Genomic DNA, 26,535 nt, shown 5'->3' with positions numbered 1-26,535 from the left:
CCTCCGTTCCATCCCCTCCGGCACCTGGTGTCACCCCGCCCTGCTTCGATGACCCGAACAGACGGCGCCACCACCTTCCGGAGGGGACCTCGTGGGGACCTGGGGCAGCGGCAACTTCGAGAGCGACACGGCACTGGACCACCTGTCGATCGTCATCGACCGGCTGGTCGGCGAGGTCGCCGAGGCGATGGCCGGCGATCCCGTCGAGCTGGAGCCGGACGAGTACTGGGGCGTCGCCGTGCCGTGCCACCTCGAACTGCTGCACGCGCTGGCCGAAGGCGGCTACGCGGGCGGCAGCCTGCCGGAGGCCGAGGTGGTCGAGGGCTGGAAGCGGACCTTTATGGCCGTCTGGGAGCAGAGCATCGACGGTCTCGAACCCTCACCGGCCTTCAAGGAGGAACGGCGGGCCGTGCTACACCGGACCTTCGACCGCCTCGCCCGCGCTGCGGTCCTGGACGCCTGAGCGGGGTGGTCGCGCCCCTGCGGGCGATCGGAGGGGGCCGGCCCACCAGGGCGAGGACACTGCGCGTCCTGTCTCGGAGACCCGTCGGAAGGACATCGCGGGCTCGGCCACGCAACGGGCGCTGTCGATGCTGCTCAAGGCGGTGCGCGACCTGTTCCCGTTCCGACCGGCCGGCCCATCAGGGCTTCTCCTATCACCCACGATCCGTCACCACAGCGCGGAATGACGGAGGGTCAGGAGAGGCCCTGACGGCGTCCTTGGCGCCCGAACCGGGCGAGGGTCGGGCGGTCCCGGGGCGTTCCCGGCTGGGGGCCAGGTCGCAGGCCGAGGACGCGACGGGGCACCGTCACCAGCGGAACAGCCGGAGGCCGCGGTGACACCCCCGGGTGGGGTGTCACCGCGGCCTCCGGCCCGGCATCAGCGCTTGAAGGCGCCCTTGATCTTGTCGATGCCTTCCTTGGCCTTGTCCTTCAGCTCGTCGACCGTCTGCTTCGCCTGGGACTCGGCCTGGTCGCCACGGCCCTCGGCCTCCAGCCGCTCGTTGCCGGTCACCTGGCCGGTCTTCTCCTTGGCCGCACCGACGGCCTCCTCGGCCTTGTGCTTGAACTTGTCGCTCGCGTCGGACACGGATCGCTCCTCTGTTCATGGACGGCCGCCCCGCACCGCTGCGGGGCAACCCTTGTGACGGTGCCAGCCGCCCGTCACCTCCGCGACCGGAGCCGCGCGTTCGGGGGAGGCCGTACCCATCCGGCCGTACCCATCCGGCCGGCCCGCTCAGGCCGGCCAGACCCCGGTCAGGCGGCGGGTGGCGGTGGCGCCGCCCCGGTCGACGGCGGCCTTGACGAAGCCGAAGATCGCCCCGTGCAGGGCGGCGGCGACCAGGACCTCGGGCCAGCCGCGCTCCTGGTCGGTGGCGTCCGGTGCGTCGTCGTCGTGGGAGACCAACTTCCACGCCTGCTTGAACAGCGCGCCCGCCACCAGGCCCGAGGTCACGCCGAGGGCGAGCCCGACGGGCCGGTAGGCGAGCGCCACCGCCTTCACGACAGCAGGCCCCGTCGGCGGCGCAGCCGACGCAGGGCGACCACACCGGCCGCGGTGGCCGTCGCGGTGGCCGCCGCCACCAGCAGCGGCTTGCGGTTGGCCCGGAGCACGGCGGTGGCCTTGCCGGCCTGCTCCTGGAGGTGCGGCGGGGTGTGCTCGGCGGCGAACTGCCCGAGCTGGGCCGCCGCCTGCTCGGCCATCGCGGTGGCCTGGTCGAGCTGCTCGCGCGCCTCCGGCGTGTGGGCCCGCGCGGCGTCCACCACGTGGGTCACCGTCTCGCGCACCGTCGAGGCAGCCTGGCCGGCGAGATCGCGGGCCTGCTGGGCCACTTCCGCCACGGTGTGCCCGCCCTCGGTCGTCTGGTCCGCCGGGTCCGGGACCGCCTCGTCGAGGCGTTCCATGGTGCGGCCCAACTGGCGGTGGGTACGGGCGACTTCGGCGCTCAACTGGTCGGCGGTCGGCGCGGGGACGTCGTCGCCGGGTGTCCCTGTGGTCATCGGTGGGTCCTCTCCTCGGGTCGCGTCGGTGTCGCTGACCCGGCTACCCCCGATCACCGGATCCATCCGCCCCGCTCTCCACCCGCTCTCCGCCTCGGCCTCCGGGCCGGGCCCGGTCCCCCCGCTCCGACCCCCCCCCCGCGCGCCACCGAGGAGGTTTGAACCCACCGACCGGCAGCCACACGCAGACCCGGACGGTTTCGCGGTGAACGGCATGGAGGTCCGTGGTCATGACGACGTATCAGGAGACACCCGGCACGGTGGTGCGCAGCACGGTGCCGCAACGCCTGGACCGGCTGCCGTGGAGCCGGTTCCACTGGAAGGTGGTGATCGCGCTCGGGATCACCTGGGTGCTGGACGGGATCGAGATCACCATCGCCGGGTCGATCGCCGACCGGCTGCGGGACGGCGCCACCCTGGGCCTCAGCTCCTCCCAGGTCGGGCTGACGGCCAGCATCTACCTGCTCGGCGAGGTGGTCGGGGCGCTGGTGTTCGGGCGGCTGGCGGACCGTCTGGGGCGGCGGAAGCTGTTCATCGTCACCCTCGCGGTCTACCTGCTGGGCAACGGGCTGACGGCGCTGTCCATGGACTTCACCTTCTTCGCCGTCACCCGGTTCATCGCCGGCGCGGGCATCGGCGGCGAGTACGCCGCGCTCAACTCGGCCATCGACGAGCTGATCCCGAGCCGCCACCGGGGCCACGCCGACCTGGCCGTGAACGGCACCTACTGGCTCGGGGCGATCATCGGCGCCGCCGCCAACCTCGCCTTCCTGAACCCCGCGCTGTTCGGTCCGGACCTCGGCTGGCGGCTGGGGCTGCTGGTCGGCCCGGTGATCGGGGTCCTGATCTGGGGGCTGCGCCGCACCCTGCCGGAGAGCCCCAGGTGGCTGCTGACGCACGGTCGGACGGCCGAGGCCGAGCAGACGGTGGGCGAGATCGAGCGGCAGGTCGAGGCGGCCGGGACGAAGCTGACGGCCGTGCCGGAGAGCGAGGGGATCGCGCTGCGGCAGCGCCCGCCGATCGGCTACCGGGAGTTGGCCCGGGTGCTGTTCCGGGAGCACCGCAACCGGTCGATCCTCGGCTTCGTGCTGATGGTCACCCAGTCCTTCCTGTACAACGCGATCTTCTTCACCTACGCGCTGATCCTGGCGGAGTTCTACGGCGTCAAGGACGGCGCGGTGGCCTACTTCCTCTTCCCGTTCGCGGTCGGCAACCTGCTCGGGCCGCTGCTGCTCGGCGGTCTCTTCGACACCCTCGGACGGCGCCGGATGATCGCCGCGACCTACTGCACCTCGGGGGTGCTGCTGTTCGTCACCGGCTGGCTGTTCGCGGAGGGGATGCTGAACGCCGTCACGCAGACCGTGCTCTGGTGCGTGATCTTCTTCATCGCCTCGGCCGCCGCCTCCTCGGCCTACCTGACGGTCAGTGAGGTCTTCCCGGTGGAGATCCGGGCCCAGGCGATCTCGTTCTTCTTCGCCCTCTCCACGCTCTTCGGCGGGGTGGTCGCGCCCTGGCTGTTCGCCACCCTGATCGGCGACGGGTCGAGCCCGTGGCGGGTCTTCGGCGGCTACGCGGTCGGGGCGGTGCTGATGGTGGCGGGCGGCCTGACCGCCCTGCGCTGGGGTGTGGACGCCGAGCGCAGGCCGCTGGAGCAGGTCGCCGCCCCGCTCTCCGCCGTGGACGAGGGGCAGCACCCGACGGGGGGCGAGTGGACGAAGGGGCAGGTGGCCAGGTAGGAGTATCGGGGGCCGGGCAACGGCGGTGGTGGTGAGTGGCTGGGGGTTTCGTGGAGTTCGACCGTCGGGCACAGATCCGGGTGCGCCGGGCCGGTACGGCCGTGCGGGGAATCGGGGCGGGGTACCTGATCGCCCCCCGGCTCGTGCTGACGGCGGGCCACCTGCTGGACGGCGTGGATCCGGACGGCCCGCCCGGCACCGTCACCGTCCGGCTGCCGGGGACCAGCGAGCGCGACTTCGCCGCGACGGTGCGCTGGCGGCGCCACCACGACGGCTTGGACGCCGCGCTGATCGAGGCGGACGAGCACCCCGACTGGCCGGCCGGTCCGGGCCACCGTCCGCCCCTGCGCTTCGGGCAGCTGATCGGCGACCGTCCCCGTCCGGTGGCCGTCACCGGCCTGCCCCGGCCGCTCCGGACGCCGCGAGCGCCCGGCGACGGCGACGGCCGGGCGGCCGAGCCGCTGACCGGTCTGCTGGAGCCCGGCACGGGCGCGCTGGCCATCGACCCGCCGGCGGCCGTCGGCCGCTGGTCGGGGCTGGCCGGGGCCGCGGTGCTGGCCGAGGGCGGCTCCGGCGGGGACCTGCTGTGCGGGGTGGTCCGTCAGGACCGCCGCGCCGACGGTGGCGGCACCCGACTGACCGTCACCTCCGCGCACCGGCTGCTGGACGACCCGGAGTTCCGTGAGCTGGTCACCCGTCACACCGGTCGGGAGCCGCGACCGGAGCCGGTCGAACCCGCCGGCCTGCTGAGCCCCGCCTCCTCCGAGGCCCACAGCCTCCGCTCCCCCGCCGCCCTGCTGTGGGCCGACGCCGAGGCGGTCGCCTTCCACGGCCGTGACCAGGAGCTCGCCGACCTGACCGCCTGGTGCCGGGACGCCCCCGGGCCGGTCCGGGTCCGGGTGCTCACCGGCCCCGGTGGGCACGGCAAGACGCGGCTGGCCCGCCGCCTCACCGAGGTGCTGGCCCGGCAGGGCTGGGCCGTCGGTCACCTGCGCCCCGACCTCACCGACGGGGACCTGCCCGACCTCGACTCCCTCCACACCGGTCTGCCCCTGCTGCTGGTGGTCGACGACGCCGAGACCCGCCCGCACCTGGTCGGCCGTCTGCTCGCCCGGCTGAGCGGCTCCCGACACCGCGTCAGGCTGCTCCTGCTCGCCCGTGCCGACGGCGGGTGGCGCACCGAGGCCGGCTGCGCCGCCGCCCCCATCGTCCCGCTCGCCCCCCTGCTCCCGCTCCGCCCGCCGACCGGCTCCACCGACGCTCGCCGCACGGCGTTCCACCGGGCCGCCGCCGACCTGGCCCGGCTGCTGCCGCGGGTGTCCACGCTGCCCGAGCACGACTGGGCGGCCCTCGCCGACTGCCTCAAGGTGCCCGGGGACCTGGACCACCCGCGCTACGCCGACCCCCTGACCCTGCACGTGACCGCCCTGGTCACCCTGCTCCAGGAGGGCCCCCTGCCGGTGGCCGCCGCACCCGGTGCCCCGGCCGAGGAGATCCTGCTGGAGCACGAGGCCCGGTGCTGGGCCGCCGATGCCGAGACCTCCGGACTCGCCCTGCCCACCGCCGTGTTGGCCGCCACCGTCGCCACGGCGGTACTGTGCGGCTCCGCCGACCGGGACCGCACCGCCCGCGTCCTCGGTGCCGTCCCCGGGCTCCCTGCGGACCGGCTCGAAGCAGCCGCGGCCTGGTCGGCCGCCCTCGCTCCGACCGGTCCGGGGAGCCCCCGGTGCTCCCCGCTGCCCGGCCGGATAGCCGAGTACCACGCCGCCCGCACGCTCGCCGGGGGCGGGCTCGACCTGCGGGCCGTGCTCGGCGCGGCCGACCGGGCGCAGCGGGCGCAGGCCGTCACCGTGCTGGCCCGGGCCGGCCAGGCCCAGGTCGAGGCCGGCCGGACTGCCGCCGGGGAGCGGGAGTTGACCGCCCTCGCCGCCGCCCTGGGCGGCCTGGGCCTGTCCTACGACACGGTGCGCGCCGCCGTCCTCGCACTGCCCCGCCCGGCCGGTGTGCTCGCCCCGCTCGCCCTCCAGTTGCAGACCGCCCTGGTCCACGGCGACCGCAGGGCGGCGGTCCGTGAGCCGGCCGTCGGCGAGCCGAGGCTGGCGGCCTCGCTGCGCGGGCTGGGCACCCTGCTCGCCGAGACGGGCCGCCCGGACGAGGCGCTCGCCGTCACGGAGCAGGCGGTGGAACTGTGGCGTCGGCTGGCCACCGCCGAGACGGGCCGCCCGGACGAGGCGCCGGCCGTCACGGAGCAGGCGGTGGAGCTCCGGCGGCACCCGGCCGCCGCCGACCCGGCCGCGCACGAGCCCGCGCTCGCCGACTCCCTCGGCGACTCGGCGCACCGCCTCGCCGAGGCCGGTCGGCCTGCGGAGGGGCTGGCCCGCGCGGAGGAGGCGACGGCGATCCACCGCCGACTGGCCGATTCCGACCCGGAGGCCCGACTGCCGCTGCTGGCCGGGGCGTTGGCGGACCTCGGGGCCCGGCTGCGCGATGCGGGCCGGCGGGCGGACGCCCTCGCCGTATTGGAGGAGGCGGTGGCGCTGCGGCGTCGACTGGCCGCCGCAGACCCGGCCGCGCACGGGCCCGAACTGGCCCGCTCGCTCGGGGATCTCGGCCTCCGGCTGGCGGAGGCCGGGCGGATCGACGCCGCGCTGACCGCGACGGAGCAGGCCATCCTGATCCGCCGCCGACTGGCGGAGGCGGACCCGGCCGCGTACGGGCACTCCCTGGCCATCGCACTCGCCAACTCCAGCTCCTGGCTGCATGCTTCGGGACGCGGTGAGGAGGGCTTCGCCGCCGCCGAGGAGGCCGTGGCACTGCTCCGGTGGTCGGCCGGGGTCGATCCCGCCGCCCACCGGCCCGAGTTGGCCGCCGTCCTGGTCAACCACGGCGTCCAGCTGGCCAGGTCGGGCCGGCACCCGGAGGCGGTGGCCGCGCAGCGGACGGCGGTGGAGATCTACCGGCGGCTGGACGAGTCCACCTCCGAGTCGACCCCGGAGTCGACCCTGGAGTCGACCCCGGAGTCCACCGCCCGTCAGAGCGCGCTGGCCGGCGCCCTGTTCAACCTCGCCCTCGGGCTGGGCCGTGAGGGCCGGCGGACCGGTGAACCCGCCCTGCTGGAGCAGGAGCTGACCGTGCTGGCGGAGGCCGTGGCGCTCCGCCGCCGGCTGGCGCGGTCCGCTCCGGCCGCGCATGCGCCGGAGCTCGGCACGGCACTGACGGCCTGGGCGACGGCTCGGGCGAACCGGGGCGACCTGACCGGCGCCCTGCACGCGACCGGCGAGGCGGTGGAGGCGTACCGGCCGTACGTCACCAGGCTGCCCGCTGCCCTGCCGCGCCTGCGCCGCACCCTCCGGCTCCAGGCGGATCTGCTGTCCGGCCTCGGCCGCGAGCAGGAGGCTGCAGGCGTCCGGAACTGGCTGGAGGCGAATCCGCTGCCGGTCGGCTGACGGCCACCAGCCAAGGGGCGGAGCCAGTCTGACGGTGCATCAGCACACCGGGCCGCACAGCCGACGGACGGAGCGATGCCGCCAGTACGGCCGGCCCGCACGGCCGAGAGCAGCAGGACTGACCGCACGTCAGTACACCGGCGCACCGTACCGGTTCACGCGGTCGGCTCGCGCTACTCCGGCGGGAGTCCGGCCCCCGCCCCCGCGTGGCCGCCCGGATCCGGGGCATGGGCGCCCGGACACCACCGCGCCTGCGCGGCGAGCCACGGAACGTCAGCACACCGACCCGCACGGCCGAGGACCGCAGGACTGACCGCGCGTCAGTAAACCGGCGCACAAAGCCGGTTCACGCGGTGGGCTTGCGCCGCTCCGGCGGGGCGGATGTCCGGCCCGTGCCCCCGCATGGCCGCCGGGATCCGGGACATGCGCACCCGGACACCACCGCACCCGCGCGGCGAGCCACAGGGCGTCAGCACACCGACCCGCACGACCGAGGACAGCCGGCCTGACCGCACGTCAGTACGCCGGCCCACAGTGCCGGTTCGCACGGTCGGCTCGCGCTACTCCGGCGGGGGTCCGGCCCGTGCCCCCGCATGGCCGCCGGGATCCGGGGCATGCGCGCCCGGACGCCGCCGCACCCGCGCGGCGAGCCACGGAGCGTCAGCACACCGGAACAGGAGATCCCCGATGAACCGACCCGTCCCGTCCCAGCTCTCCACCGCCGAACTGGCCTCCGAGGCCGCCGACTTGATCCGGGCGGCCGGGCTGGCCGCGCAGCCCGGCGGTGCTCCCGGTCTGCTCCACCCCGCCGATGCCGCCGAGGCCGTGCACGCGCTGGCCGGGTTGACCGCCCGGCTACCCGAACTGCTGGACCAGGTCGGCACGTTCCTCAGCAGCGAGCAGGCCACCGGCCGGATCGGCACGCCCCAGGCGGACGACTTCGACACCGTCCGGCTGGCGCGGGACGCCCGCGAGCACCTCTACGAGGCGGGTCGGACCGCCGCCCTGCTGGCCGAGACCATCGCGGCAGCCGCCACCGCCCTGGCTCCGCTGGGCGCGACCCGTACTGCGGGCGGGCCGCTCACCCCGCACGTCTGACCGCCAGGCACGCCTCTCGCACCGGGCCGGAGCGGGTCCTGCTCCGCCCGGCAGCGAACTGCCGGTCACCTGACAGCGGGCGTGAGCGGGATGCCGGTGAACTGCCGGTGCGGTCCGGCACCTTCGGAAGGGACGGCAGCCCGGAACGACCGGGCCGCCCCAGCCCGGAGGAGCCACCGTGCCCGACCACGCCCACACCCCGACCCCCACCCCCACCCCCACCCACGTCACGATCATCGGTGCCGGACTCGGCGGCCTGACCCTGGCCCGGGTCCTGCACGTCCACGGCATCCCGTCCACCGTCTACGAGGCGGAGTCCTCGCCCACCGAGCGGGCCCAGGGCGGGCTGCTCGACATCCACGACTACAACGGCCTGCTCGCCGTCGAGGCGGCGCGGTTGACGGCCGAGTTCGAGCGGATCGTGCTGCCGGGCCGCCAGGCGCTGCGCGTACTGGCGAGCGACGGGTCCGTGCTGCTCGACCGGCCGGACGACGGCACCGGCGGGCGGCCGGAGGTGCCGCGCGGTGAGCTGCGCCGCATCCTGCTGGAGTCGCTTCCGGCGGGCACCGTCCGCTGGGGCCGCAAGGTCGCCGGGGTCCGCCCGGTGGGCGGTGGCCGGCACGAGGTGGCCTTCGCCGATGGTACGGCCGTCACGACCAGCCTGCTGGTCGGTGCCGACGGCGCGTGGTCCCGGGTGCGACCGCTGCTCTCCGACGCCGTGCCCGAGTACTCCGGCGTCTCCTCCGTGGAGACCTACCTGTACGGGGCGGACACCCGCCACCCGGCCGCCGCCGCAGCGGTGGGCGGCGGTTCGATGATCGTGCAGGGGCGGGACACCGAGCTGTTCGCCCACCGCGAGGAGGGCGGCACGCTGCACGCCTACGCTTTGCTGACCAGGGGTCAGGACTGGTTCGCGGCCGTCGACTTCACCGATCCGGCGGCGGCCCGGGCCCGGATCGCCGCCGAGTACCGGGGCTGGGCCCCGGCCCTCACCGCGCTGCTCACCGACGGCGACACCGCACCGGTCCTGCGGGCCCACTTCGGGCTGCCGGGCGACCACCGTTGGGCCCGGGTGCCGGGGGTGACCCTGCTCGGCGACGCCGCCCACCTCCAGCCGCCGAACGGCGAGGGCGCCAATCTGGCGATGCTGGACGGCGCGGACCTCGGCCGGGCGCTGGCCGCGCACCCGGGCCGGGTCGAGGCCGCGCTCGCCGCTCACGAGCGGACGATGTTCGCCCGCAGCGCGGAGATCGCCGCCCTGGAGCACCACGACTTCCAGGACGACGTGCAGGACAGGGAGCACGGGCCGGCCGGGGAACCGCAGCGGGTCGGCGGAACCGCAGCGGGTCGGCGGCACCGGGCGGTGACGGTGCCGCCCTGGGATGGCCCCGGCCGGGCCGGCCTCAGCCGCCGGCCAGCGGGACGCCCTGCTTGCGCATCGCCTCCACCGTCGCGTCCTGTGCCGTGCGCAGCGGACCGCTCAGCGGCGTGCGGTTCTTGAGTGCCTTGGGCAGCTCGGCGGTGAGGCTGGTCGCGGTGGCCGCCACCCCGGGCCCCCAGCGCCACCGGGTGCTGCCGGAGGCGCCCACCTGCCGGAAGACGTCGCCGATGACCTGGCCGCCGAAGTACGCGCTCGGCGCGTTGAGGGAGGGGAGGGTGTCGGTGGCGACGGCCGCCGGGTAGATCTTGGCCTTCGCCACCAGGATGTCGAGCGCCTTGCGGTCGGTGCCGAGCCAGGCCGCGAAGTCGGCCGCGGCGGCGGGCTTCGGGCAGCCGGCCGCCACGGCGGTGGCGGAGCCGCCGTCGAAGACGGCCGGGTCGTTGCCCTTGCCCCAGCCCGGGAGCGGGGCGACGGCCCAGGTGCCGGAGGCGCCGGGGGCGTTCTCCTCCATCAGCGCGGCGAACCAGACGGGGGCCGGGAAGGCCCCGATGGTGCCGTCGCCCAGGCCCTTGTAGAGGTCGGCGGAGAAGCCCTGACGGACCGACACCAGCCCGCGGTCGACCAGGCCCTGCCAGTACTGGGCCGTCGTCACGGTGGCCGCGCCGGCCACGTCCACCTGCCACTTGCCGGCCTGGGTGGCGAACCACTGCGCACCGGCCTGGGCGGCGAGGGCGGTGAACCACCAGGGGTCGTCGGGGGTGAAGGCGGTGAGGGTGGTGCGCGGGGCGACCCGGTGCAGCCGGTCGGCGTCCCGGGCGAACTCCTCCCAGGTGGACTGCGGGCGCATGCCGTACCGCTGGTAGACGTCGCGCCGGTAGAACAGCGCCATCGGGCCCACGTCGACGGGCATCCCGTAGGCGTCGCCCTCCACCGTGACCTGGGACCAGGCGGACTCGGGGTACAGCACCCGGGCGGCCCCGGTGTCCACGGGGGTGACGGCCTTCGCGGCGGCGAAGGCCGGCAGCGACTCGTAGCCGACCTGGACCAGGCAGGGGCCCTTGCCGTCGGCTATCGCCTGCAGCATGGCGTCGTAGCCGCCCTTGCTGCCGGGGTCGGTGCTCTTGAACTCCACCCGGACCTTCGGGTGGTCGGCGGAGTAGGCGGCGGCGGCCTCGGCGTAGCCGGGCGCCCATCCCCAGAAGGTCAGGGTGGTGGTCTCGTCGGCGGGACTTGAGCAGGAGGCGGTCGCCGCCGTCAGCAGGAGGGCGGCGAGGGCGCCGAGACAGCGTCGTCTCGGTGTGCTGGTCACGGTAGTTCCTTGCATCGTTATCGCGGAGGGGCGCGGAGATGACCAGCAGTATGACGACAGAAATCGCACGTACGTCAATGACTTTGATCGAATCGAGGCCGGACCGCCGCCTCCCCTTGCCACCGGCCCGCCGGACGGCCCGTCAACCCGCCTGCGGGCCCGCTTGCTGACAGCTGGTCAGCACCCGTCCGATTTGGTGGAACGTACAGCACCCCGGGGCGCCGTCGGCAATCCGGCCGGAGCTATTGACCAGGCCCCGCCGACTTTCTACATTCTGTTGCAGCCCGGATCGCGGAAACCCCATTCCGCATCGCGGAGCCATCCCACCCATGGGCCGGACCTGTTCGCCGCAGGAGCCGGCAGGCGCGCGACGGGACCGTCGCCCGCCAGGGTCGTCCCAGCGCCGCCCCGTCCCCCAGCGGTCGGCGTTCCCGGACCCGAAGACGCCTTGGATGTGGAGGAACCCCACGTGAGACCTCGGACCGCCGTCACGGCCCCCGGATCGACACCGCACCCCGTCGACGAGCTGCTGCCGCCCGGCCGGATGGCGACCGTCGCGCTCCAGCACGTGGCCAGCATGTACGCGGGCGTCGCCGCCCCGCCGCTGATCATCGGCGCGGCGGCCGGCCTCGGCCCGGCCCAGCTGACCACCCTGCTCGCCGCCAGCCTGTTCATCGCCGGCATCGCCACCCTGCTGCAGACCCTGGGCCCCTGGGGCATCGGCTCCCGGCTGCCGTTCGTCAACGGCGTCTCGTTCGCCACCGTCTCGCCGATCCTGGCCGTCATCGAGGCCGAGAAGGACGCGGCGCTGCCGCTGATCTTCGGCTCGACGCTGATCGCCGGCCTGGTCTGCTTCCTGCTGGCGCCGCTGTTCTGCCGCCTCGTCAGGTTCTTCCCCCCGGTGGTCAGCGGCACCGTGATCACCCTGATCGGCATCTCCCTGCTCCCGGTCGCGGGGAACTGGTCCCAGGGCGGCAACTCCCGCGCCCCGGAGTACGGTTCACTCGGCAACCTGGGCCTGGCCGGCCTCACCCTGCTCGCCGTGCTGCTGTTCAACCGCTTCCTGCGCGGCTTCCTCCAGCGGATCGCGATCCTGCTCGGCCTGCTGGTCGGCACCCTGGTGGCGATCCCGCTCGGCAAGGTGGACGCCGGTGCGCTCGCCGAACTGCCGCTCTTCGAGCTGCCGCACCCCTTCGCCTTCGGCGCCCCGCAGTTCCAACTCGCCGCCGTCGTCTCGATGCTGGTGGTGATGGTGGTCTCGATGACCGAATCCACCGCCGACATGATCGCCCTCGGCGAGGTGGTGGACCGCCCCGCCGACGACCGGACCATCGCGGGCGGCCTGCGGGCCGACGGGCTGGCCACCGCCTTCGGCGGCGTCTTCAACGGCTTCATCTGCTCGGCCTTCGCGCAGAACATCGGCCTGGTGGCACTCACCCGGATCCGCAGCCGCTTCGTGGTCGCGCTGGCCGGGGTCTTCCTGGTGGTGATGGGCCTGGTGCCGGTGGTCGGCGGCCTGGTCTCGCTGGTGCCGCAGCCGGTGCTCGGCGGCGCGGGCGTGGTGCTCTTCGGTTCCGTCGCGGTGGCCGGCATCCGCACCCTGGGCAAGGCGGACCTCAGCCTGGGCTCGAACGCCGTCATCGTCGCGGTCAGCCTGGCCTTCGGCATCTTCCCGATCGCCTTCCCGTCCTTCTACCACGCCTTCCCCGAGCAGCTCGCGACGGTGCTGCACTCCGGCATCTCGGTCGGCTGCCTGCTGGCGGTCGTGCTCAACCTGCTCTTCAACCACCTCGGGCGGGGCCGGGAGATCCCGCCCGCGTACGTGCCCGAGCAGCAGGTCGAGGCCCTGGGCCGGGTGGCCGACCCGGCCTGACGGGCCCTCACCGGCCGACGGCGCACCGACCGACGGCGGCGATCGATCCGCCTGCGGACTCCCGGCTCGGCGATCGCACCGGCCTTCGCCGCCCCGTCGGCACCAGCAGCGCCCAGGGCGCGGGCGGCTACCGGGGCTGCCGGTACGGTGCGGTCCGCATCCGCCCGGAGAGACGGACGAGGACCTGACGCCGGTCGACTCGATCGCCCTGCCGCCGCCGTGATGGCGAGCGGCGTACCGGCGGGCCGGGCCTCCGTGGAGGCCCGGCCCGTCCGCGCGTGCGCGCTCCCTTGCCGACTCACCGGTGGCTCAGGACACTTGACCCCGTTTCACCCGGCCCGGGTGGACCGGACGCGGTCGGCGCGCGACCGACGCGCGACCGACGCGCGGATCGGGGTGTCCATGGGTTCCAGGATCGTGGCGGGCACCGGCGTGCCCCCGTTGGTCGGCCGGGCGGCGGAGCTGGCCGCGCTGCTGGACGCGGCGCTGTCGCCACCGGCCGTGCTGACCGTGGAGGGCGAGGCAGGGGTCGGCCGGACCCGGCTGGTCGGGGAGCTGCTGGCCCGCCCCGAGCTGGCCGGGCACCGGCTGCTCAGCGGGCGCTGCCGGGCCTCACGGGAGCAGTTCCCGTACGGCGTGGTGATCGAGGCGCTGCTCGGCGCCGCCGCGCGGCTGCCCACCGCCGCCGGGCACAGCCCGTTGCTCGGGGTGCTCGGCCGCTACCTCCCCGAGTTCGCCCCGCACCTGCCGGAGCCGCCCGCACCGCTCGGCGACCGGCGCGGCGAGCTGCACCGCCTCTACCGCGCGGTGCGCGAACTGCTCGGCCTGCTCGGCCCGTTGGTCCTGGTGGTGGAGGACCTCCAGTGGGCGGACGACGGCTCGCGGCGACTGCTGCGCTTCCTGCTGGACGACCTGCCGCCGCGCACCGTGCTGGTGCTCACCCACCGCCCCGAGGACTCCCCCGGCGGGCTCCCCCTGGGCCGGGCGTACCGGCCGGCACCGGGCTGCACCAGCCTGCAGGTCCGGCTCGGCCCGCTGGACGTCGGCGAGGTCGGACGGCTGACTGCCGCGCTGCTCGGGCGGCCTGACGTACCGCCGGTCCTCGCCGCACGCCTGCACGCCCGGACGGCGGGGCTGCCGCTGGCCGTGGTGGCGGCGGTGACGACGGCCGCGGCGCCGCCCGACGGAGCGGGCCGCACCGGCCCCCACGACACCGGCCCCCACCACACCGGGCCGCGCGACACCAGCCCTTTCGGCAGCGGCTCCTACGACAGCGGCCCGCACGGGTCCGGACCGGACGGCATCGGGCCGGGGCACACCGGACCCAGGGCCGACGTGGCCGTCCGACGGCTCCTCGGCTCCCCCGAGGTGCCGCCCGTGCTGCTGGAGGCCACCGCCGAACGCCTCGCGGCGCTGCCGCCCGCCGCCCGGCGGATCACCGAGGCCGCCGCCGTGCTGGCCGAGCCCGCGCCGGCCCACCTGCTGTCCGCCGTCGCCGGGTTGGCACCCGCTCAGGGCCGACAGGCCCTGAGCCTGGCGCTCGAACGGGCCGCGCTGGTCGAGGTGGCGGACTGCCGCTACGCCTGCCGCCACGAGCTGGCCCGGCTCGCGGTCTACGCGACGGTGCCCGGACCCCGTCGGCAGGAGCTGCACCGCCGGGCGGTGGCCGCCCTGCTCGGCGAGCGGCCCGAACCCTGGAGCCGGCTGGCCGAGCAGAGCCGCCGGGCCGGCGACCCGGCCGGATTCCTCCGCTACGGGGAGGCCGCGGCCGACCACGCGATCGGGGCCGGCGACCCGGCTGCCGCGATCGACCTGCTCCAACGCCTGCTCCACTCCCCGGATTCCACCCCCTCCCCGGCCGGGCGACGGCCGCGCACGGACCCCGCGCCAGGGGCGCAGGTGGGCCGATCGGGCCCGTGGGGCAGCGGCTCCGCCGGGGCCACCGCCCCGGGCGCCGGTCTGATCCCGGGTCAGGAGTCATGGCGGGCCGAGGCGCCGTGGCCGGGCGTGGAACCGTGGCCGACCGACGAGGCCCGGCCGATCAACGAGGCACGGCCGACCGAGGAGTCGGGCCCGATCCTCGACCTGGACGCGGGCCCCGGTGCCGCCCTCGATCTGGACCGGCTGCCCGCCGAGGACCTCGACCGCCTGGCGGCCAAGCTCGGCGCCGTCGCCTACACCGGGGTCTCCCAGCGGGAGGTCCTCGCCCTGCTGGCGGCGCTGGTCTCCGGGGCCCCGCTGTCCGCGCCCAGGGCCGCCGAACTCCGGCTCAGTCTGGGCCTGCTGCTGATCCGTCAGGCCGACGGCCTGGAGGCGGCCCGGGTGGAGATCGAGCTGGCGGTCGCCGGGCTGACCCACCGGCCGGACCTGGCCGGGCTCGGCATGGCGGTGCTCGCCCAGCCCTACCTCGGGGCGTGCCCGCTGGACGTCCACCTCCCCTGGCTGCACCGGGTGGACGCACTGATCGGGACCACCGACGACCACCGGCTGCGCCTCACCCTGGCGGCGAACAACCTGCCCTCCCGGCTGCACACCGGAGACCCGGAGGCCTGGGCGGCGGCGGACGGGCTCCCGGCCGAGGCCGCCACCCCCGAGGAGCTGCGCCAACTGGCCCGGCTCTACTGCAACGCCGCCGACTCGGGCGCCTGGACCGGTCACCACCGCCGGGCCGACAGCCTGCTCCGGCGCGGCCTGCGGCTGGCCGCCGACTCCCGCGCCCCCTACGTGGTGAGCACCGCCCGGGCGACAGCCTCGCACCTCGACTGGCTGACCGGGAGGTGGGCGGGCCTGGAGCAGCGGGCGTCCCGGCTGCTCGCGGAGTACCGGGACCTGCTCCCGGTCGCCAGTGAACTGGAGCTGGTGCTCGGGCTGTTGGCGGCGGCGCGCGGGGCCTGGGACCGGGCGGTGCTCCACCTGACGGCGACCGGGGTGCACCGGCCGGACAACGCCGTCACCCCGGTGGCCCTCGCGGCCCACGCGGGCCTGGTGGGCCTGCTGCTGGCGCAGGACGCCGACGGGCCCGCCGCCGAGGAGGCGGCCCGCGGCCTGCGCCTGCTGCGCGCCAAGGGGGTCTGGGCCTGGGCGGGTGAGCTGGCCCCGGTGGCGGTCGAGGCGCTCTGCCGAGTCGGCCGGACCGGCGAGGCACTCCGGCTGCTGGCCGAACTCGACGCGCACACCGCCGAGTTGTCCGCCCCGCTGGCCCGCGCCGCGCTGGCCCACGGCCGGGGCGTGGTCGCCGCGCACGAGGGCGACCAGACCACCGCCGTCCGCTGCTTCGACCGGGCCCGGGAGCTGTACGGGCGGCTGCCCGCCCCCTACCCCGCCACCCTGGCCGCCGAGCGCTCGGCCCGCTGCGGGCTCGCCCTCGGTGACCCCGGGGCCGCCGCCGCGATCGGCGAACTGGCCGACGTCTTCCTGGCGTTGGGCGCTCCCCGGGACGCGGCCCGCTGCCGCCACGCCTACCGGGCCACCGGTGCGCCGACCCCGTCCCGCCGGGGGCGGCGCGGCTACGGGGACCGGCTCTCGCCGCGCGAGCACGACGTGGCCCGGCTGCTGGCCGACGGCCACACCAACCGCGAGATCGCGGAGGTGCTCTTCCTCTCGGTGCGGACGGTCGAGCAGCACGTGGTGAACGTGCTGCGCAAGCTGAGGGTCGGCTCCCGGGCGGAGGTGACCGCCGTCCCCGAGCCCTCGGCGGACCGGGCCTGACGCCCCGTCGGCCCGGCGGACGCCCGGCATTAGTACCGTAGCCGTACGGGGTGCTCCACCGATTGTTCCGGTCCGGACGGCGCCCCAGGGTTACCGGCAACAGATCACCCCCGACGAGGAGTTGCCGTGAAACCCGACCGCCGCACGCTGGGCGTGGCCCTCACCACCCTGCTCGCCCTGCCGCTGCTCGCCCTCCCGATCACCACCGCCGGTGCGGCCCCCGCCGCCCCGCAGCGGGCCGTCGCCCCGCTCGGCGACACCCCGCTGCCGCACTCCGACGCCTCACCGCAGTCGGTGGGCGGCACCCCCGCCTCGGTCAAGGACCACCCGTTCATCATCGCCGGTCTGCGGGAAGGGGGTTCGCGTCCGCAGGGGCAGACCTGCACCGGCTCGGTGGTGGCGCCGCGCAAGATCCTGATCGCCGCGCACTGCAAGGCGGCCGAGGGCCGGAAGTCCTTCCTCTACGGCCTGGACGACCTGAACGCCGGGGGTGGCACCCGGATCGGCGTGGTCAGCTACGACACCCACCCCAAGTACGTGAACTTCGACCAGGGGTACGACGTCGCCGTGGTCACCACCGACCAGGACATCCCGGTGCCGGGCGGCCGGTACGCCACGGTGGCCACCTCCGCCGACACCGAGCTGCACAAGCCCGGGAGGACCGGGCTCGGGCTCGGCTACGGCAAGAAGGACTTCAACGACGACTCCAAGGACGTCACCCTCGCCAAGTTCAGCCTGCCGATCGTGGCCGGGGCGAACTGCAACGGCGTCGGCGCCGGCTTCCAGGATGCCACGATGATCTGCAGCGGCTACTCCGACGGCCGGGTGACCATCCTGCCCGGCGACAGCGGCGGCCCGCTGATCGTGGACGGCAAGGTGGTCGGCGTCGCCTCCTGGAGCCGCAGCGACTTCAAGTGGTACAGCGTCTACGGTCGGCTCAACAACGACATGGGCGACTGGGTGAAGGAGCAGATCGGCGGCACCCAGCCGCCGCAGACCTTCTCGCTCGGGCTCTCCCCCGCCGCCGTCAAGGCGGAGCCGGGCAGCTCCGTGTCCACCACGGTGACGAGCACGGCCGGTCAGAACGGCAGCGAGACGGTCGACCTGACCGCCTCCGGCCTGCCCCAGGGGGCGAAGGCCACCTTCCAGCCCGCCTCGATCAGCACCGGGAGCAACGCGAAGCTGACCGTGGAGACGGCGGCCACCACCCCGCAGGGCGAGTACCAGGTGACCGTCACGGGCACCGGCCCGAGCGGCACGGCGACCGCGAAGCTCACCCTGACGGTCGGCGCCGGCCAGCCCCAGCCCGGTGACCTCAAGGTCTCGGTGAACCCGACCGGCGGCACCGCCTCGCCGGGCTTCTTCGTCAACCCGACGGTGACCGTCACCGGGGGCAGCGGCACCGTGAAGCTCTCGGCCACCGGCCCCGGCCTGCCGATCCCGCCCTCGTTCAGCCCCGCCTCGGTGAACGGCTCGGGCACCTCGCGGATGCAGGTGGTCGCCCCGTTCCGAACCGGGACCTTCCCGGTCACGGTGACCGCGAAGGACGCGGCCGGCCGGACCTCGACGGCGACGTACACCCTGACCGTCAAGTAGCCGTCGGGGAGCGGAACAGGACGGGAGGGCCACCGGCGGGTGGCCCTCCCGTCCTGCTGCCGGTGCGTCAGAAGGTGAGCGTGAAGCCCTCGACGGTGCCGGTGTCGAAGCGGTACACGTCCTGGACCCGCAGCGACCAGGTGCCGTTGGCCTGCTCGGTGGCGGCGTTCACCGTGTAGGTGGTGTGGATGCCGCCCGACGAGCCGATGCCGCCCGCCTTCTGGAGCGGGAAGACCGCGCCGCTCGGACCGACCAGGTCCACCACCAGGTCGGCGGTGTAGGGGTGGCCGATGTCCACCTTCACGGCGAGCGCGGCCGGTGCCCGGCCCTCACACCCCTGCTGGGTGACCGAACTGCTGACCGCCGCACCGGCGTCCGGGATCGCCACCGGTGTGGTGTTCGAGCGCGCGGCGCAGGCCGGGGGCGGGGTGTCACCGCCGATGAAGGAGACGTTCAGCAGCTTGTTCGGCGAGCCGGACCCGGCGTTCTTGACCGCGCCGTCGGTGGCCCCGGCCACCAGCGCGTCCCGGACGGCCTTCGGGGTGGCGGTGGGGTTGGCCGCCAGGTAGAGCGCGGCGGCGCCGGTCACGTGCGGGGTGGCCATCGAGGTCCCGCTCATCCCGGCGGTGCTGCCGTTGTTCAGCCCGAGCGAGGTGATGTTGTTGCCCGGGGCGAAGATGTCGGTGCAGGAGCCGTAGTTGGAGAACGAGGCCCGGTTGTCCGACTCGTCGGTGGCGTTCACCGTGATCACCTCCGGCACCCGGGCCGGGCTGGTGCCGCAGGCGTCGGTGCTGCTGTTGCCGGAGGCCACCGCGTAGGTGATCCCGGCGGCCACCGAGCGCTTGATCGCGTCGTCGCCGACGCCGACCTGATCCATCGTCATGCTCATGTTGACCACGGCGGGCTTGGCCGCGTTCGCCGTCACCCACTCGATCGCGTCCACGGCGGCGGAGTCCGGGCCGGTGTTGGAGCAGTCGCCGCCGAGCACCTTGAGGGCGACCAGCTTCACCTTCTTGGCCACCCCGTAGGTCCGGCTGCCGATGGTGCCGGCCACGTGGCTGCCGTGCCCGAAGCAGTCCGCGCCACCGCTGCCGACGAAGTCCTTGCCGACCGAGGCGCGGCCCTCGTACTCCGGGTTGTCCGGCTTGATCCCGGTGTCCATGACGTAGGCGGTGACGCCCTCCCCGGTGTTCGGGTAGGTGTAGGACGAGTCCCGGGGCAGCGCCTTCTGGTCGATCCGGTCCAGCCCCCAGGTCGGGTTCGCCTGGGTACCGGCCACCCGGGCCGTGCCGTCCTCGTAGACCGCCGCCACCGCCGGATCGGCCGCCAGCCGCCGGGCCTGTCGGGCCGTCAGGCCCCGGGCCGAGAAGCCGGACAGGGCCCGGCTCCAGGTCGAGCGGACCTCACCTCCGTACCGCCCGGCCAGGGTGGACGCCCCGGCGGCGGAGGCGGTCTGCCTCAGCACCACGATGTACTGGTCGCCGTAGTGCTGCCGGGCCGCCACCACGGTGCCCTCCGGCTCGGCGGCCGGCGGGGAGACCGCGAGGGCCGGGGCGCCGAGGCCGAGGGCGATCGGTATCGCCGCTGCCGCGACGAGGAGTCTGCGCATGCTCTGGCTCCGCTTGCTCGTACGGGAGCCCACGGTGCGGGTCGCGCCGTGGGCGGCGGTCGGGGCCGCCGGTGCCCCACTGTTGGGCGCGGTGCCCGGGCGAACAAGCGAGGTGACGCCCCGTAGGGTTACGTAATCAATGGCCCGCGCCCCCGGTACCGGCCGGTTCGCGGGTCTGCCTGCGAGCCCGACTACGGGCCCTGGCTGCGGGCCTGGCTGCGGGACCGACCGCCGCCCCGACTGCCCCGCTCCCCCGGCGATACCGCGGTGATACACGGCTGCGCCAGCATGGTCGCGTTTCGATCGGTCACCGACGAACCCCCCACCGCGCCGAACCGCTGGGTGTCCGGCGCAAGAGAGGCAGTCCCGTGCGCAACAAGCTCGTCTCCGCCCTCGGCGCCCTCGCGATGGCCGGAGCCGCCACCGTGCTGACCGCGCCCCAGGCCTCGGCGCTCGCCGCCTCGCCGGCCCAGGTCTGCGGCCCCGGCTACAAGGTCGTCGACTCCGAGAAGCTGATCAACCGTGACGTGTGGGTCTACCTGACCTACAACAGCTCCAACGGCTACAACTGCGTGGTCACCGTGCGCGATGTCGCCGGTGCCCCGGTGCACATGTCGGCCGGCCTCACCGTGGCGGGCAGCCCGCAGAAGAACGACACCGGCTACTACGGGTCCTACGCCGGCCCGGTCTACGCCCACGCCGCCGGCAAGTGCGTCAAGTGGAACGGCTGGTTCAGCGACAACGACCAGAGCTCGTACGAGAGCCCCTGGGGTCACTGCGGCTGATCCGCCGCCGTCCGCCCGTCGCCGGGCCGGGTCCCGCCCCCACCGCGACCCGGCCCGGCGACGGGCTCCGGCGCTCCGCCCCGCCCTGCCCCGCCCTGACGGAAAACCCGGTGCGGCGGGGCGGTCGCGCCGGCAGGATCGCCCGCGATGCCTCAGCTCACCGCCGACCGGCTGCTCGCCGACGTCGAGTGCCTGCCCCATGCCCAGCGCCTGCGCGAGTTCGCCCGGGCCGCCCACCGCCTGACACTCCAGGGACGACTCACCGACCTGCTGGCCGAGTTGTCCACGCGCGGCCCCTACGAGCAGCGGCTCGCCTCCCTCGCCGCCCTGACCGGCGGTGAACTCTCGTACCTCAGCGCCAGGTTGGCCGATCCGGACGCCGTGGTGCGGCGCTACGCCCACCGGGCGGTGCGGGCGCTCCCGGTGCCGGACGAGGTGCTGGAGCAGTCCGTCCGGACCGCACCGACCACGATCCGCCACGAGCTGGTCCGCACCCCGCTCCGGGCCGGCCGGACGGCGGTGGCCGAGCGGCTGGTGCCGTACCTGCGGGAGAGTCCGGGCCTACCACCGGCTCAAGCGCACCTCGCCGCAGCCGGTGACCGCACCGCCGCCACCCCGCACCGCCGCCGACTGGATTCTCCGGCAGCCCTCGGCACCGCCTGAGGCCGGACAACTCCAGCTCAAGACCGTCCTGGCCCACTGCCCCGAACTCGACGCCCTCACCCGGCGCGTCCGCTCCTTCGCTGTCATGCTCACCGAGCGCCAGGGCCAGCGGCTCCCCGATCGGCTCGACGCGGTCCGCCAGGACGACCTGCCCAGCCTTCACACCCTCGCTGCCGGCATCGACCCCGACCGGGACGCCGTCATCGCAGGACTCACCCTCCGATGGAACTCCGGCGTCGTCGAAGGGCATGTCAACCCGATCAAGATGCTCAAGCGCCGGATGTTCGGACGGGCCGGCTTCGCTCGGCCACGGAAGAGGGTTTTCCTGGCCAGCTGACCACAGCCACCCTTAGGGTGACGGGGACGAGAGAAGAGCACGATGGATCCCCGCATCCCCCGCCTGCGTCGCAAGCTGGCCGCGATCCCGTTCCAACCACTCCGCAGCCACTCCTTCGGGGAAGAGAAGCACAGGTTCTGCCTCGATCCGAAGCTGACCGAAGCACGTGTCGCTGCGTTCGAGGCCGAGCAGGACATTGCCCTGCCCGACGCCTATCGACAGTTCCTCACGCACGTCGGCGGCTCGGGCGCGGCACCCTTCTACGGCCTCGTGCCGCTGGAGCAGTGTTCCCTGCGGGTCATGAATCCCCGCGGAGAACCAGGGAAACCCCGCGGCTTCGACGGCAGAGACCCCAGGGCACACGGACGCGACCTCTTCCTCCACATCATCGAGATGGGCTGCACTGACATATGCGTCATCGCGGTGACCGGCCCCCTCACCGGCCGCGTCCTCATTGGTAACGGCGACGGCTACTGGGGCCCCAACGTCTCCTCCGCCCATGACTTCCTCAGCTGGTACGAACGCTGGCTCAACCACATGAGCGCCGGATTCGACAACCCGGCCCTGCAGCTCACCTCACCGAAGCTTCACGCTCATCCGAACCGCCATCGTCTGGCGCCCAGGATCTGACTCTCCATCATCACTTCACCGAAAGTGAGCCAGAACCCGAGGGCCCGACGGCACATGTAGTGCACCTGATCCCCGTCCCGACGACGCCACCCTGGCCGGATCCGGGGCTGCGGCGCCCTGGAGAGCCGTTCCCGCTGGAGCGGGCCTGGGCGTGGGAGGACGACGAGACGGTCAGCGCCGACGATCCGCGTATCGACGCTGTCCTCGCCTACGGATCGGTGGTCCTCAGCGCTGAGGACGGGCCGATGTTCTGGCCGCTGCTAACGACGGGCCCCCTCGCGGTGAGGTCTGGATGGCTCCGACGTCGGAGCCGTCCCAGCACCGGTCGCCGACGCCACGAGCTTCGAGGGTTGGGTCCAGCACTGGGACTCAGGGAACGAGTGGCTTGTCTGAACTCGCCATGGAGGGCCGCTGACAGCCATGCAGTTCGATTCTGACGGATGGTCAACCGACTCCCGAAGTGCGTCTCTGGCTCAACTTCCGTGATGGTGCCGCTCGGGGGACGGGGATCCGATCGTCAGCCGTCCTCTGCCGACGCGCCGACGTCGTGACGGTTGCCGACAATGGCCCGGCCACAGCCCGGCGGCAGACGGTCCGCCACCATTGCCACAGCTGTCTCCGCGGTGTCAGCCTCACCGACGAACTCCGCTCTGGACGGGCCTTCCACGACGTAGCCCCCGCCCGGCCGTGGGGCGATGTAGGGCACGTCCCACGTGCAGGGGTGCTCGGTGCACCGGCTGAAGTGCAGCTCCCACATGCCGACCCACGGGAAGAGCTGCCGCAGCCTGGGCTCCGAGTAGGCCGCGCGCACCAAACCGCCGTCCACGTGATCCGAGACCAGGAGCTCCGCCCACTCCGCCTCGATGACATCCTCTGCCGCATCGATCGAATCCATGAGAGAAGGGTGCCAGAGCCCTCAATCGACCGACGGGGCGGCGAGGCCCACCGGGGCGGTACCCCACCACAGAGGTTGAGCCAGAGCCCGAAGTGCTGAACATCTGCTGTCGGTTCTCGGGTTCTGGTCCAACAGCGGCTTGTACGTCGGTGCGATGTGGGTCCGGGGCAGGCGTGGTCCACCGAGTGGCGCGCGGCCCTCCACGCCCTGCGGCTCCACCCGCACGCCGACGTCCGCGAGCGCGCCCTCGGCACCTGGACCACGCAGGACGGCTGACGTCCCGCCCCGACGGTCGCACCGCCCGGATCCGCCCGTGACGGAACGCGCCGCGAAGCCGGGGTGACGCGCCGTCAGTCCGGCGATGGCCCGCCGTCGGCCTGCACGCCGATGCCCGCGGCACGTGACGTCCCTCCCGACCCTCCGCCCCGATCCGCACACCGCGAACGTCGGCCCGGCGACGCCCTGCGGGGGCCGTGCGCGGCTACTGTCGGGGGCGTGACGGAGATCGTGGTGACCGTGGAACTGGGCGGCGGGACCGCCGGACTGACGGGCGGCGGGGTGCTGCACGTCCGGGTCCAGGACGTGAGCCTGATGGACGCCCCGGCGCGGACGCTCGCGGCCCGGTCCGTCCCGATCCCTCCGGGCGGCGTGCTGCCGGGGCGGATCGCCCTCGACTTCGCCGCACCGGCCGACGGGCCGGAGCGCTACGCCGCGAGCGCGGTGCTGAACCTCGGCTGGACGCCGAGCGGCGCGGAGTGGCTCAGGCCCGGCGACTGGCTGTCCACCACGGAGCACCCGGTCCGGCCGGGCGACCGCGCCGTCGCCGTCCGGCTGGAGCGCTACGACCCCGGCCGCTGAGCATCCGCAGCGGCCCGAGGCACCGTCAGAGCTCGGGCTCCACGGCGAACTCCGCCCAGATGGTCTTGCCCCGGGCGGCGTAGCGGCAGCCCCAGCGGTCGGACAGCTGGGCGATCAGGAACAGGCCCCGGCCGCCCTCGTCGGTCTCCAGGGCGCGGCGCAGCCGGGGTTGGGTGTTGGACGGGTCGGAGACCTCGCAGACCAGGATGCGGTCGCGGATCAGCCGCAGCTCGGCCGGGCCGCCGGCGTGCCGGATGGCGTTGGTGACCAGCTCGCTGACGATCAGTTCGACGGCGAAGGCGAGGTGGTCCAGGCCCCAGGCGGCGAGCCGGGCGGCGGTGTCGGCCCGGGCCCGGGAGACCTCGGAGAGGTCGGTGTACCGCCAGCCGGCAGTGGAGTCCGGCGGCACCGTGCGGGTGCGGGCCAGCAGCAGCGCGATGTCGTCGTCGGGGTGCTCGGCGGGGACGGTGGCGATCAGGTGGGCGCCGATGTCCGCGAGCGGGCGGTCCGGGTCGTGCCGGCGGGTGAGCTCGGTGAGCAGCCGGGGCAGGGCGGTGTCCGGGTCGTGGGCGGTCAGGCCGTCGGTGTAGAGGGCCAGCAGGCTGCCGGCCGGGAGCACGGTGCGGGTCGGCTCGAAGGGTTGGTCGGCCGCGCCGAGCAGCGGGCCGGGCGGCACCGCGAGGACCTCGGCCCGACCGTCGGGGGTGAGCAGCAGGGGCGGCGGGTGGCCGGCGCTGGCCAGCTCGCAGGTGCCGGTGACAGGGTCGTAGACGGCGAACAGGCAGGACGCGCCGACGGTGTCGGGCTCGTCCGCCTCGGCGGCCATCCGCTGGACCAGGTCGTTCAGCCGGATCAGCAACTCGTCCGGCGGGAGGTCGAGTTCGGCCAGTGTCTGGACGGCCGTGCGCAGCCGGGCCATGGTCGCGGTGGCCTGGAGGCCGTGGCCGACCACGTCGCCGACCACCAGGGCGACCCGGAGCGAGGAGAGCGGGAAGGCGTCGTACCAGTCGCCGCCGACACTGACCGCGCCGCTGGCGGGGCGGTAGCTGCCGGCCGTCTCGCAGGCGGTGCTGGCGGTGGCGGCGGGCGGCAGCAGGCTGCGTTGCAGGACGACGGCCGTCCGGTGCTCGCGGGTGTAGCGGAAGGAGTTGTCCAGGGCGAGCGCGGTGCGGTCGCAGAGGTCCTGCACCACCCGCAGGTCCTCCTGGTCGTGCGGCTCGGCGTCGCCGGTCCGCCAGACCTGCACGTAGCCGAACAGCCGGCCCCGGTGGTAGAGCGGGCAGCCGATCGCCGAGCGCAGGCCGGCCGGAATGTGACGGATCGCCAGCTCGGGCTGGTCGCCCATCGCCAGCAGGGCGGTGGCGGGGTCGAAGAGGATGGCGCCGCCGACCGCGATGGCAGCGGTCTCGGGCGTGGCCGCCGGAGTCGGGGTCAGCTCGCCGACCTGGACCAGGGCGGTCGGCCAGCGTCCGACGGCGGCCTTGGCGGCCACCCGGCGCGGGGCCGACGCCTCGGGGCCCGGGTAGCCCAACTGGGGGTCCCGGCCCTGCAGGACGGCGTCCGGGAAGTCGACGGCGGCCAGGTCGCCGAGGGCGGGCACCAGGATGTCCACCAGTTCGCGGGCGCCGCCGACCACGTCCAGCGAGGCGCCGATCTCGGCGGCCCGGCGGTACGCCTCGGCGAGTTGCAGCCGCCCGCCGTCCCGTCCGGGGAGTTCGACCAGGACCAGCACCACCCCGGCCGGGGCCCCGGCCGGGTCGGTCGCCCGGAAGCCGGTGAGGGAGAAGACGCGGTGCGTGGCGGTGCGCGGCCGCGGTCCGGAGGCGGGGGCGGGGGCGAGCGGCTCGGTGAGCCGGTACTCGGCGCCGATCACGCCGTCGCCCCGGGCCGCGACCAGCGCCACCGCCTCCCGGGCGCTCGACGCGTCGTCAGGCGTGCGCAGCCGCTCCAGCCACTGCGGCCCCTCCCCGGGGGCGGCCAGTCCGGAGAGCCGCAGGACCTCGAACGCCGGGTTGGTCCGGAGCAGCTCCAGGTCGGGGCCCAGATGGGCGACGGCGAGGCGGTCCTGCTGGAGCAGCGCACGGGCCAGCAGCACGTCGTCCGCGCGGCCGGGGCCGGTCGGGTGCGGCTCGACCACCAGCAGCGCGGAGCCCGTGGCGGAGCGTCGGTCGGCGGTGTCCTCGGCTCCGACGGTGGTGTTCTGGGCTCCGACGGCCGGGTCCTCGGCTCCGGCGGCGGTGTCCTGGGCTCCGGCGGTGGGCAGCAGCGTCAGGTCGGCGGTGAACCGGGTGCCGTCGGCGCGGTGCAGCTCGGCGCCTTCGACCCGCGCGGTGCCCGGCGGGAGTGGGGCACCGAGCGCCTCGGCGACCGGGCGGCCGAGCACCTCGTCGGCGGTACGGCCGAACAGGTCGGCGGCTGCGCGGGACCACCAGCTGACGGTGCGTCGCCCGTCGAGCAGCACGGTGGCGGTGCCGTCCGCTGGGAAGCCTGGTACGTCCACCGCGTGCGCGCCTTCCGGTTCGGCCGGTCGTCCCCTCCCCAGCAGCTTGCCCCGACTCGTACCGGGCGGCATCCGGGATCGGTCCGGGTGGCCCGGTCGGCGGGGTGCGC

20 protein-coding genes are annotated in these 26,535 nt (G+C 74.8%); 13 read left to right on the top strand and 7 right to left on the bottom strand.

Annotation, left to right across the window (positions count from 1 at the left end):
- Window positions 1-91: 91 nt before the first annotated feature.
- Complete coding sequence (locus ACIRBX_RS23095; protein ID WP_402298978.1) at window positions 92-463, top strand: DUF4259 domain-containing protein; 372 nt, start codon at window positions 92-94, stop codon at window positions 461-463.
- Window positions 464-880: 417 nt separating this feature from the next.
- On the opposite strand, the gene ACIRBX_RS23090 is transcribed toward ACIRBX_RS23095, so the two are convergent.
- The 3 genes from ACIRBX_RS23090 to ACIRBX_RS23080 form a co-directional block, all read right to left on the bottom strand.
- A complete protein-coding gene (locus ACIRBX_RS23090; protein ID WP_402298977.1) occupies window positions 881-1,090 on the bottom strand; it encodes a CsbD family protein in 210 nt (69 codons plus the stop codon).
- Window positions 1,091-1,237: 147 nt separating this feature from the next.
- Complete coding sequence (locus tag ACIRBX_RS23085; protein WP_402298976.1) at window positions 1,238-1,504, bottom strand: DUF4235 domain-containing protein; 267 nt, start codon at window positions 1,502-1,504, stop codon at window positions 1,238-1,240.
- The gene (locus tag ACIRBX_RS23080; RefSeq protein ID WP_402298974.1) at window positions 1,501-2,001 is read right to left on the bottom strand and encodes a hypothetical protein; all 501 of its coding nucleotides are present in this window, start codon (window positions 1,999-2,001) and stop codon (window positions 1,501-1,503) included. Before ACIRBX_RS23080 ends, ACIRBX_RS23085 begins: the two co-directional genes overlap by 4 nt.
- Window positions 2,002-2,231: 230 nt before the next feature.
- On the opposite strand from ACIRBX_RS23080, the gene ACIRBX_RS23075 reads away from it, so the two are divergent.
- The 4 genes from ACIRBX_RS23075 to ACIRBX_RS23060 all read left to right on the top strand — a co-directional run bounded on the left by ACIRBX_RS23075 (window position 2,232) and on the right by ACIRBX_RS23060 (window position 9,782).
- Complete coding sequence (locus tag ACIRBX_RS23075; RefSeq protein WP_402298972.1) at window positions 2,232-3,737, top strand: MFS transporter; 1,506 nt, start codon at window positions 2,232-2,234, stop codon at window positions 3,735-3,737.
- Between the two features lie 50 nt (window positions 3,738-3,787).
- A complete protein-coding gene (locus tag ACIRBX_RS23070; RefSeq protein WP_402298970.1) occupies window positions 3,788-7,183 on the top strand; it encodes a tetratricopeptide repeat protein in 3,396 nt (1,131 codons plus the stop codon).
- Between the two features lie 687 nt (window positions 7,184-7,870).
- On the top strand, window positions 7,871-8,281 hold the full coding sequence (locus ACIRBX_RS23065; RefSeq protein WP_402298968.1) for a hypothetical protein: 411 nt from the start codon (window positions 7,871-7,873) through the stop codon (window positions 8,279-8,281).
- A gap of 178 nt (window positions 8,282-8,459) precedes the next feature.
- Window positions 8,460-9,782: an FAD-dependent oxidoreductase gene (locus ACIRBX_RS23060; RefSeq protein WP_402298967.1), complete on the top strand. Its 1,323-nt coding sequence runs from the start codon at window positions 8,460-8,462 to the stop codon at window positions 9,780-9,782.
- On the opposite strand, the gene ACIRBX_RS23055 is transcribed toward ACIRBX_RS23060, so the two are convergent.
- The gene (locus tag ACIRBX_RS23055) at window positions 9,685-10,971 is read right to left on the bottom strand and encodes an ABC transporter substrate-binding protein (RefSeq protein ID WP_402298965.1); all 1,287 of its coding nucleotides are present in this window, start codon (window positions 10,969-10,971) and stop codon (window positions 9,685-9,687) included. The two genes, ACIRBX_RS23060 and ACIRBX_RS23055, sit on opposite strands and share 98 nt — an antisense overlap.
- Before the next feature lie 544 nt (window positions 10,972-11,515).
- On the opposite strand from ACIRBX_RS23055, the gene ACIRBX_RS23050 reads away from it, so the two are divergent.
- From ACIRBX_RS23050 to ACIRBX_RS23040, 3 genes are all read left to right on the top strand, one after another.
- Window positions 11,516-12,844 (top strand): nucleobase:cation symporter-2 family protein, encoded by a 1,329-nt coding sequence (locus tag ACIRBX_RS23050; protein ID WP_402299224.1) that lies wholly within the window; start codon window positions 11,516-11,518, stop codon window positions 12,842-12,844.
- A gap of 402 nt (window positions 12,845-13,246) precedes the next feature.
- Window positions 13,247-16,552 (top strand): AAA family ATPase, encoded by a 3,306-nt coding sequence (locus ACIRBX_RS23045; protein ID WP_402298964.1) that lies wholly within the window; start codon window positions 13,247-13,249, stop codon window positions 16,550-16,552.
- A gap of 126 nt (window positions 16,553-16,678) precedes the next feature.
- Entirely contained in the window at window positions 16,679-18,148 is a 1,470-nt protein-coding gene (locus ACIRBX_RS23040) for a trypsin-like serine protease (protein ID WP_402298963.1), read from the top strand.
- 67 nt (window positions 18,149-18,215) lie between these two features.
- Here ACIRBX_RS23040 and ACIRBX_RS23035 read toward each other — a convergent pair whose 3' ends face one another.
- Entirely contained in the window at window positions 18,216-19,757 is a 1,542-nt protein-coding gene (locus tag ACIRBX_RS23035; protein ID WP_402298962.1) for a S8 family peptidase, read from the bottom strand.
- 368 nt (window positions 19,758-20,125) lie between these two features.
- Between ACIRBX_RS23035 and ACIRBX_RS23030 the strand changes: the two genes are divergently transcribed.
- From ACIRBX_RS23030 to ACIRBX_RS23015, 4 genes are all read left to right on the top strand, one after another.
- The gene (locus ACIRBX_RS23030; RefSeq protein WP_402298961.1) at window positions 20,126-20,542 is read left to right on the top strand and encodes a hypothetical protein; all 417 of its coding nucleotides are present in this window, start codon (window positions 20,126-20,128) and stop codon (window positions 20,540-20,542) included.
- Window positions 20,543-20,689: 147 nt separating this feature from the next.
- Window positions 20,690-21,205, top strand: a complete 516-nt coding sequence (locus tag ACIRBX_RS23025) for a hypothetical protein (RefSeq protein ID WP_402298960.1) — start codon at window positions 20,690-20,692, stop codon at window positions 21,203-21,205.
- An 85-nt stretch (window positions 21,206-21,290) separates the two neighbouring features.
- The gene (locus ACIRBX_RS23020; protein WP_402299244.1) at window positions 21,291-21,542 is read left to right on the top strand and encodes a hypothetical protein; all 252 of its coding nucleotides are present in this window, start codon (window positions 21,291-21,293) and stop codon (window positions 21,540-21,542) included.
- 42 nt (window positions 21,543-21,584) lie between these two features.
- Complete coding sequence (locus ACIRBX_RS23015; RefSeq protein WP_402298958.1) at window positions 21,585-22,172, top strand: SMI1/KNR4 family protein; 588 nt, start codon at window positions 21,585-21,587, stop codon at window positions 22,170-22,172.
- 517 nt (window positions 22,173-22,689) lie between these two features.
- Here ACIRBX_RS23015 and ACIRBX_RS23010 read toward each other — a convergent pair.
- Window positions 22,690-23,067: a DUF6193 family natural product biosynthesis protein gene (locus ACIRBX_RS23010; RefSeq protein ID WP_402298957.1), complete on the bottom strand. Its 378-nt coding sequence runs from the start codon at window positions 23,065-23,067 to the stop codon at window positions 22,690-22,692.
- A 495-nt stretch (window positions 23,068-23,562) separates the two neighbouring features.
- Between ACIRBX_RS23010 and ACIRBX_RS23005 the strand changes: the two genes are divergently transcribed.
- Complete coding sequence (locus tag ACIRBX_RS23005; RefSeq protein ID WP_402298956.1) at window positions 23,563-23,925, top strand: hypothetical protein; 363 nt, start codon at window positions 23,563-23,565, stop codon at window positions 23,923-23,925.
- A gap of 25 nt (window positions 23,926-23,950) precedes the next feature.
- On the opposite strand, the gene ACIRBX_RS23000 is transcribed toward ACIRBX_RS23005, so the two are convergent.
- Entirely contained in the window at window positions 23,951-26,425 is a 2,475-nt protein-coding gene (locus ACIRBX_RS23000) for a SpoIIE family protein phosphatase (protein WP_402298955.1), read from the bottom strand.
- Window positions 26,426-26,535 lie beyond the last annotated feature (110 nt).

It is taken from the genome of Kitasatospora sp. NPDC096147 (genome assembly GCF_044763225.1).
Taxonomy (GTDB): domain Bacteria; phylum Actinomycetota; class Actinomycetes; order Streptomycetales; family Streptomycetaceae; genus Kitasatospora.
Note: the sequence above shows the minus strand (reverse complement) of the source record. Positions and strands in the feature narration are given on the sequence as shown.

Excerpts from the sequence above, each read along its gene's own strand:
- ACIRBX_RS23045 (WP_402298964.1), top strand. The coding sequence starts at position 13,247 with ATGGGTTCCAGGATCGTGGCGGGCACCGGCGTGCCCCCGTTGGTCGGC.
- ACIRBX_RS23080 (WP_402298974.1), bottom strand. The coding sequence starts at position 2,001 with ATGACCACAGGGACACCCGGCGACGACGTCCCCGCGCCGACCGCCGAC.
- ACIRBX_RS23015 (WP_402298958.1), top strand. The coding sequence starts at position 21,585 with ATGGATCCCCGCATCCCCCGCCTGCGTCGCAAGCTGGCCGCGATCCCG.
- ACIRBX_RS23065 (WP_402298968.1), top strand. The coding sequence starts at position 7,871 with ATGAACCGACCCGTCCCGTCCCAGCTCTCCACCGCCGAACTGGCCTCC.
- ACIRBX_RS23025 (WP_402298960.1), top strand. The coding sequence starts at position 20,690 with ATGCCTCAGCTCACCGCCGACCGGCTGCTCGCCGACGTCGAGTGCCTG.
- ACIRBX_RS23035 (WP_402298962.1), bottom strand. The coding sequence starts at position 19,757 with ATGCGCAGACTCCTCGTCGCGGCAGCGGCGATACCGATCGCCCTCGGC.
- ACIRBX_RS23050 (WP_402299224.1), top strand. The coding sequence starts at position 11,516 with ATGGCGACCGTCGCGCTCCAGCACGTGGCCAGCATGTACGCGGGCGTC.
- ACIRBX_RS23075 (WP_402298972.1), top strand. The coding sequence starts at position 2,232 with ATGACGACGTATCAGGAGACACCCGGCACGGTGGTGCGCAGCACGGTG.
- ACIRBX_RS23010 (WP_402298957.1), bottom strand. The coding sequence starts at position 23,067 with ATGGATTCGATCGATGCGGCAGAGGATGTCATCGAGGCGGAGTGGGCG.
- ACIRBX_RS23020 (WP_402299244.1), top strand. The coding sequence starts at position 21,291 with ATGCTCACCGAGCGCCAGGGCCAGCGGCTCCCCGATCGGCTCGACGCG.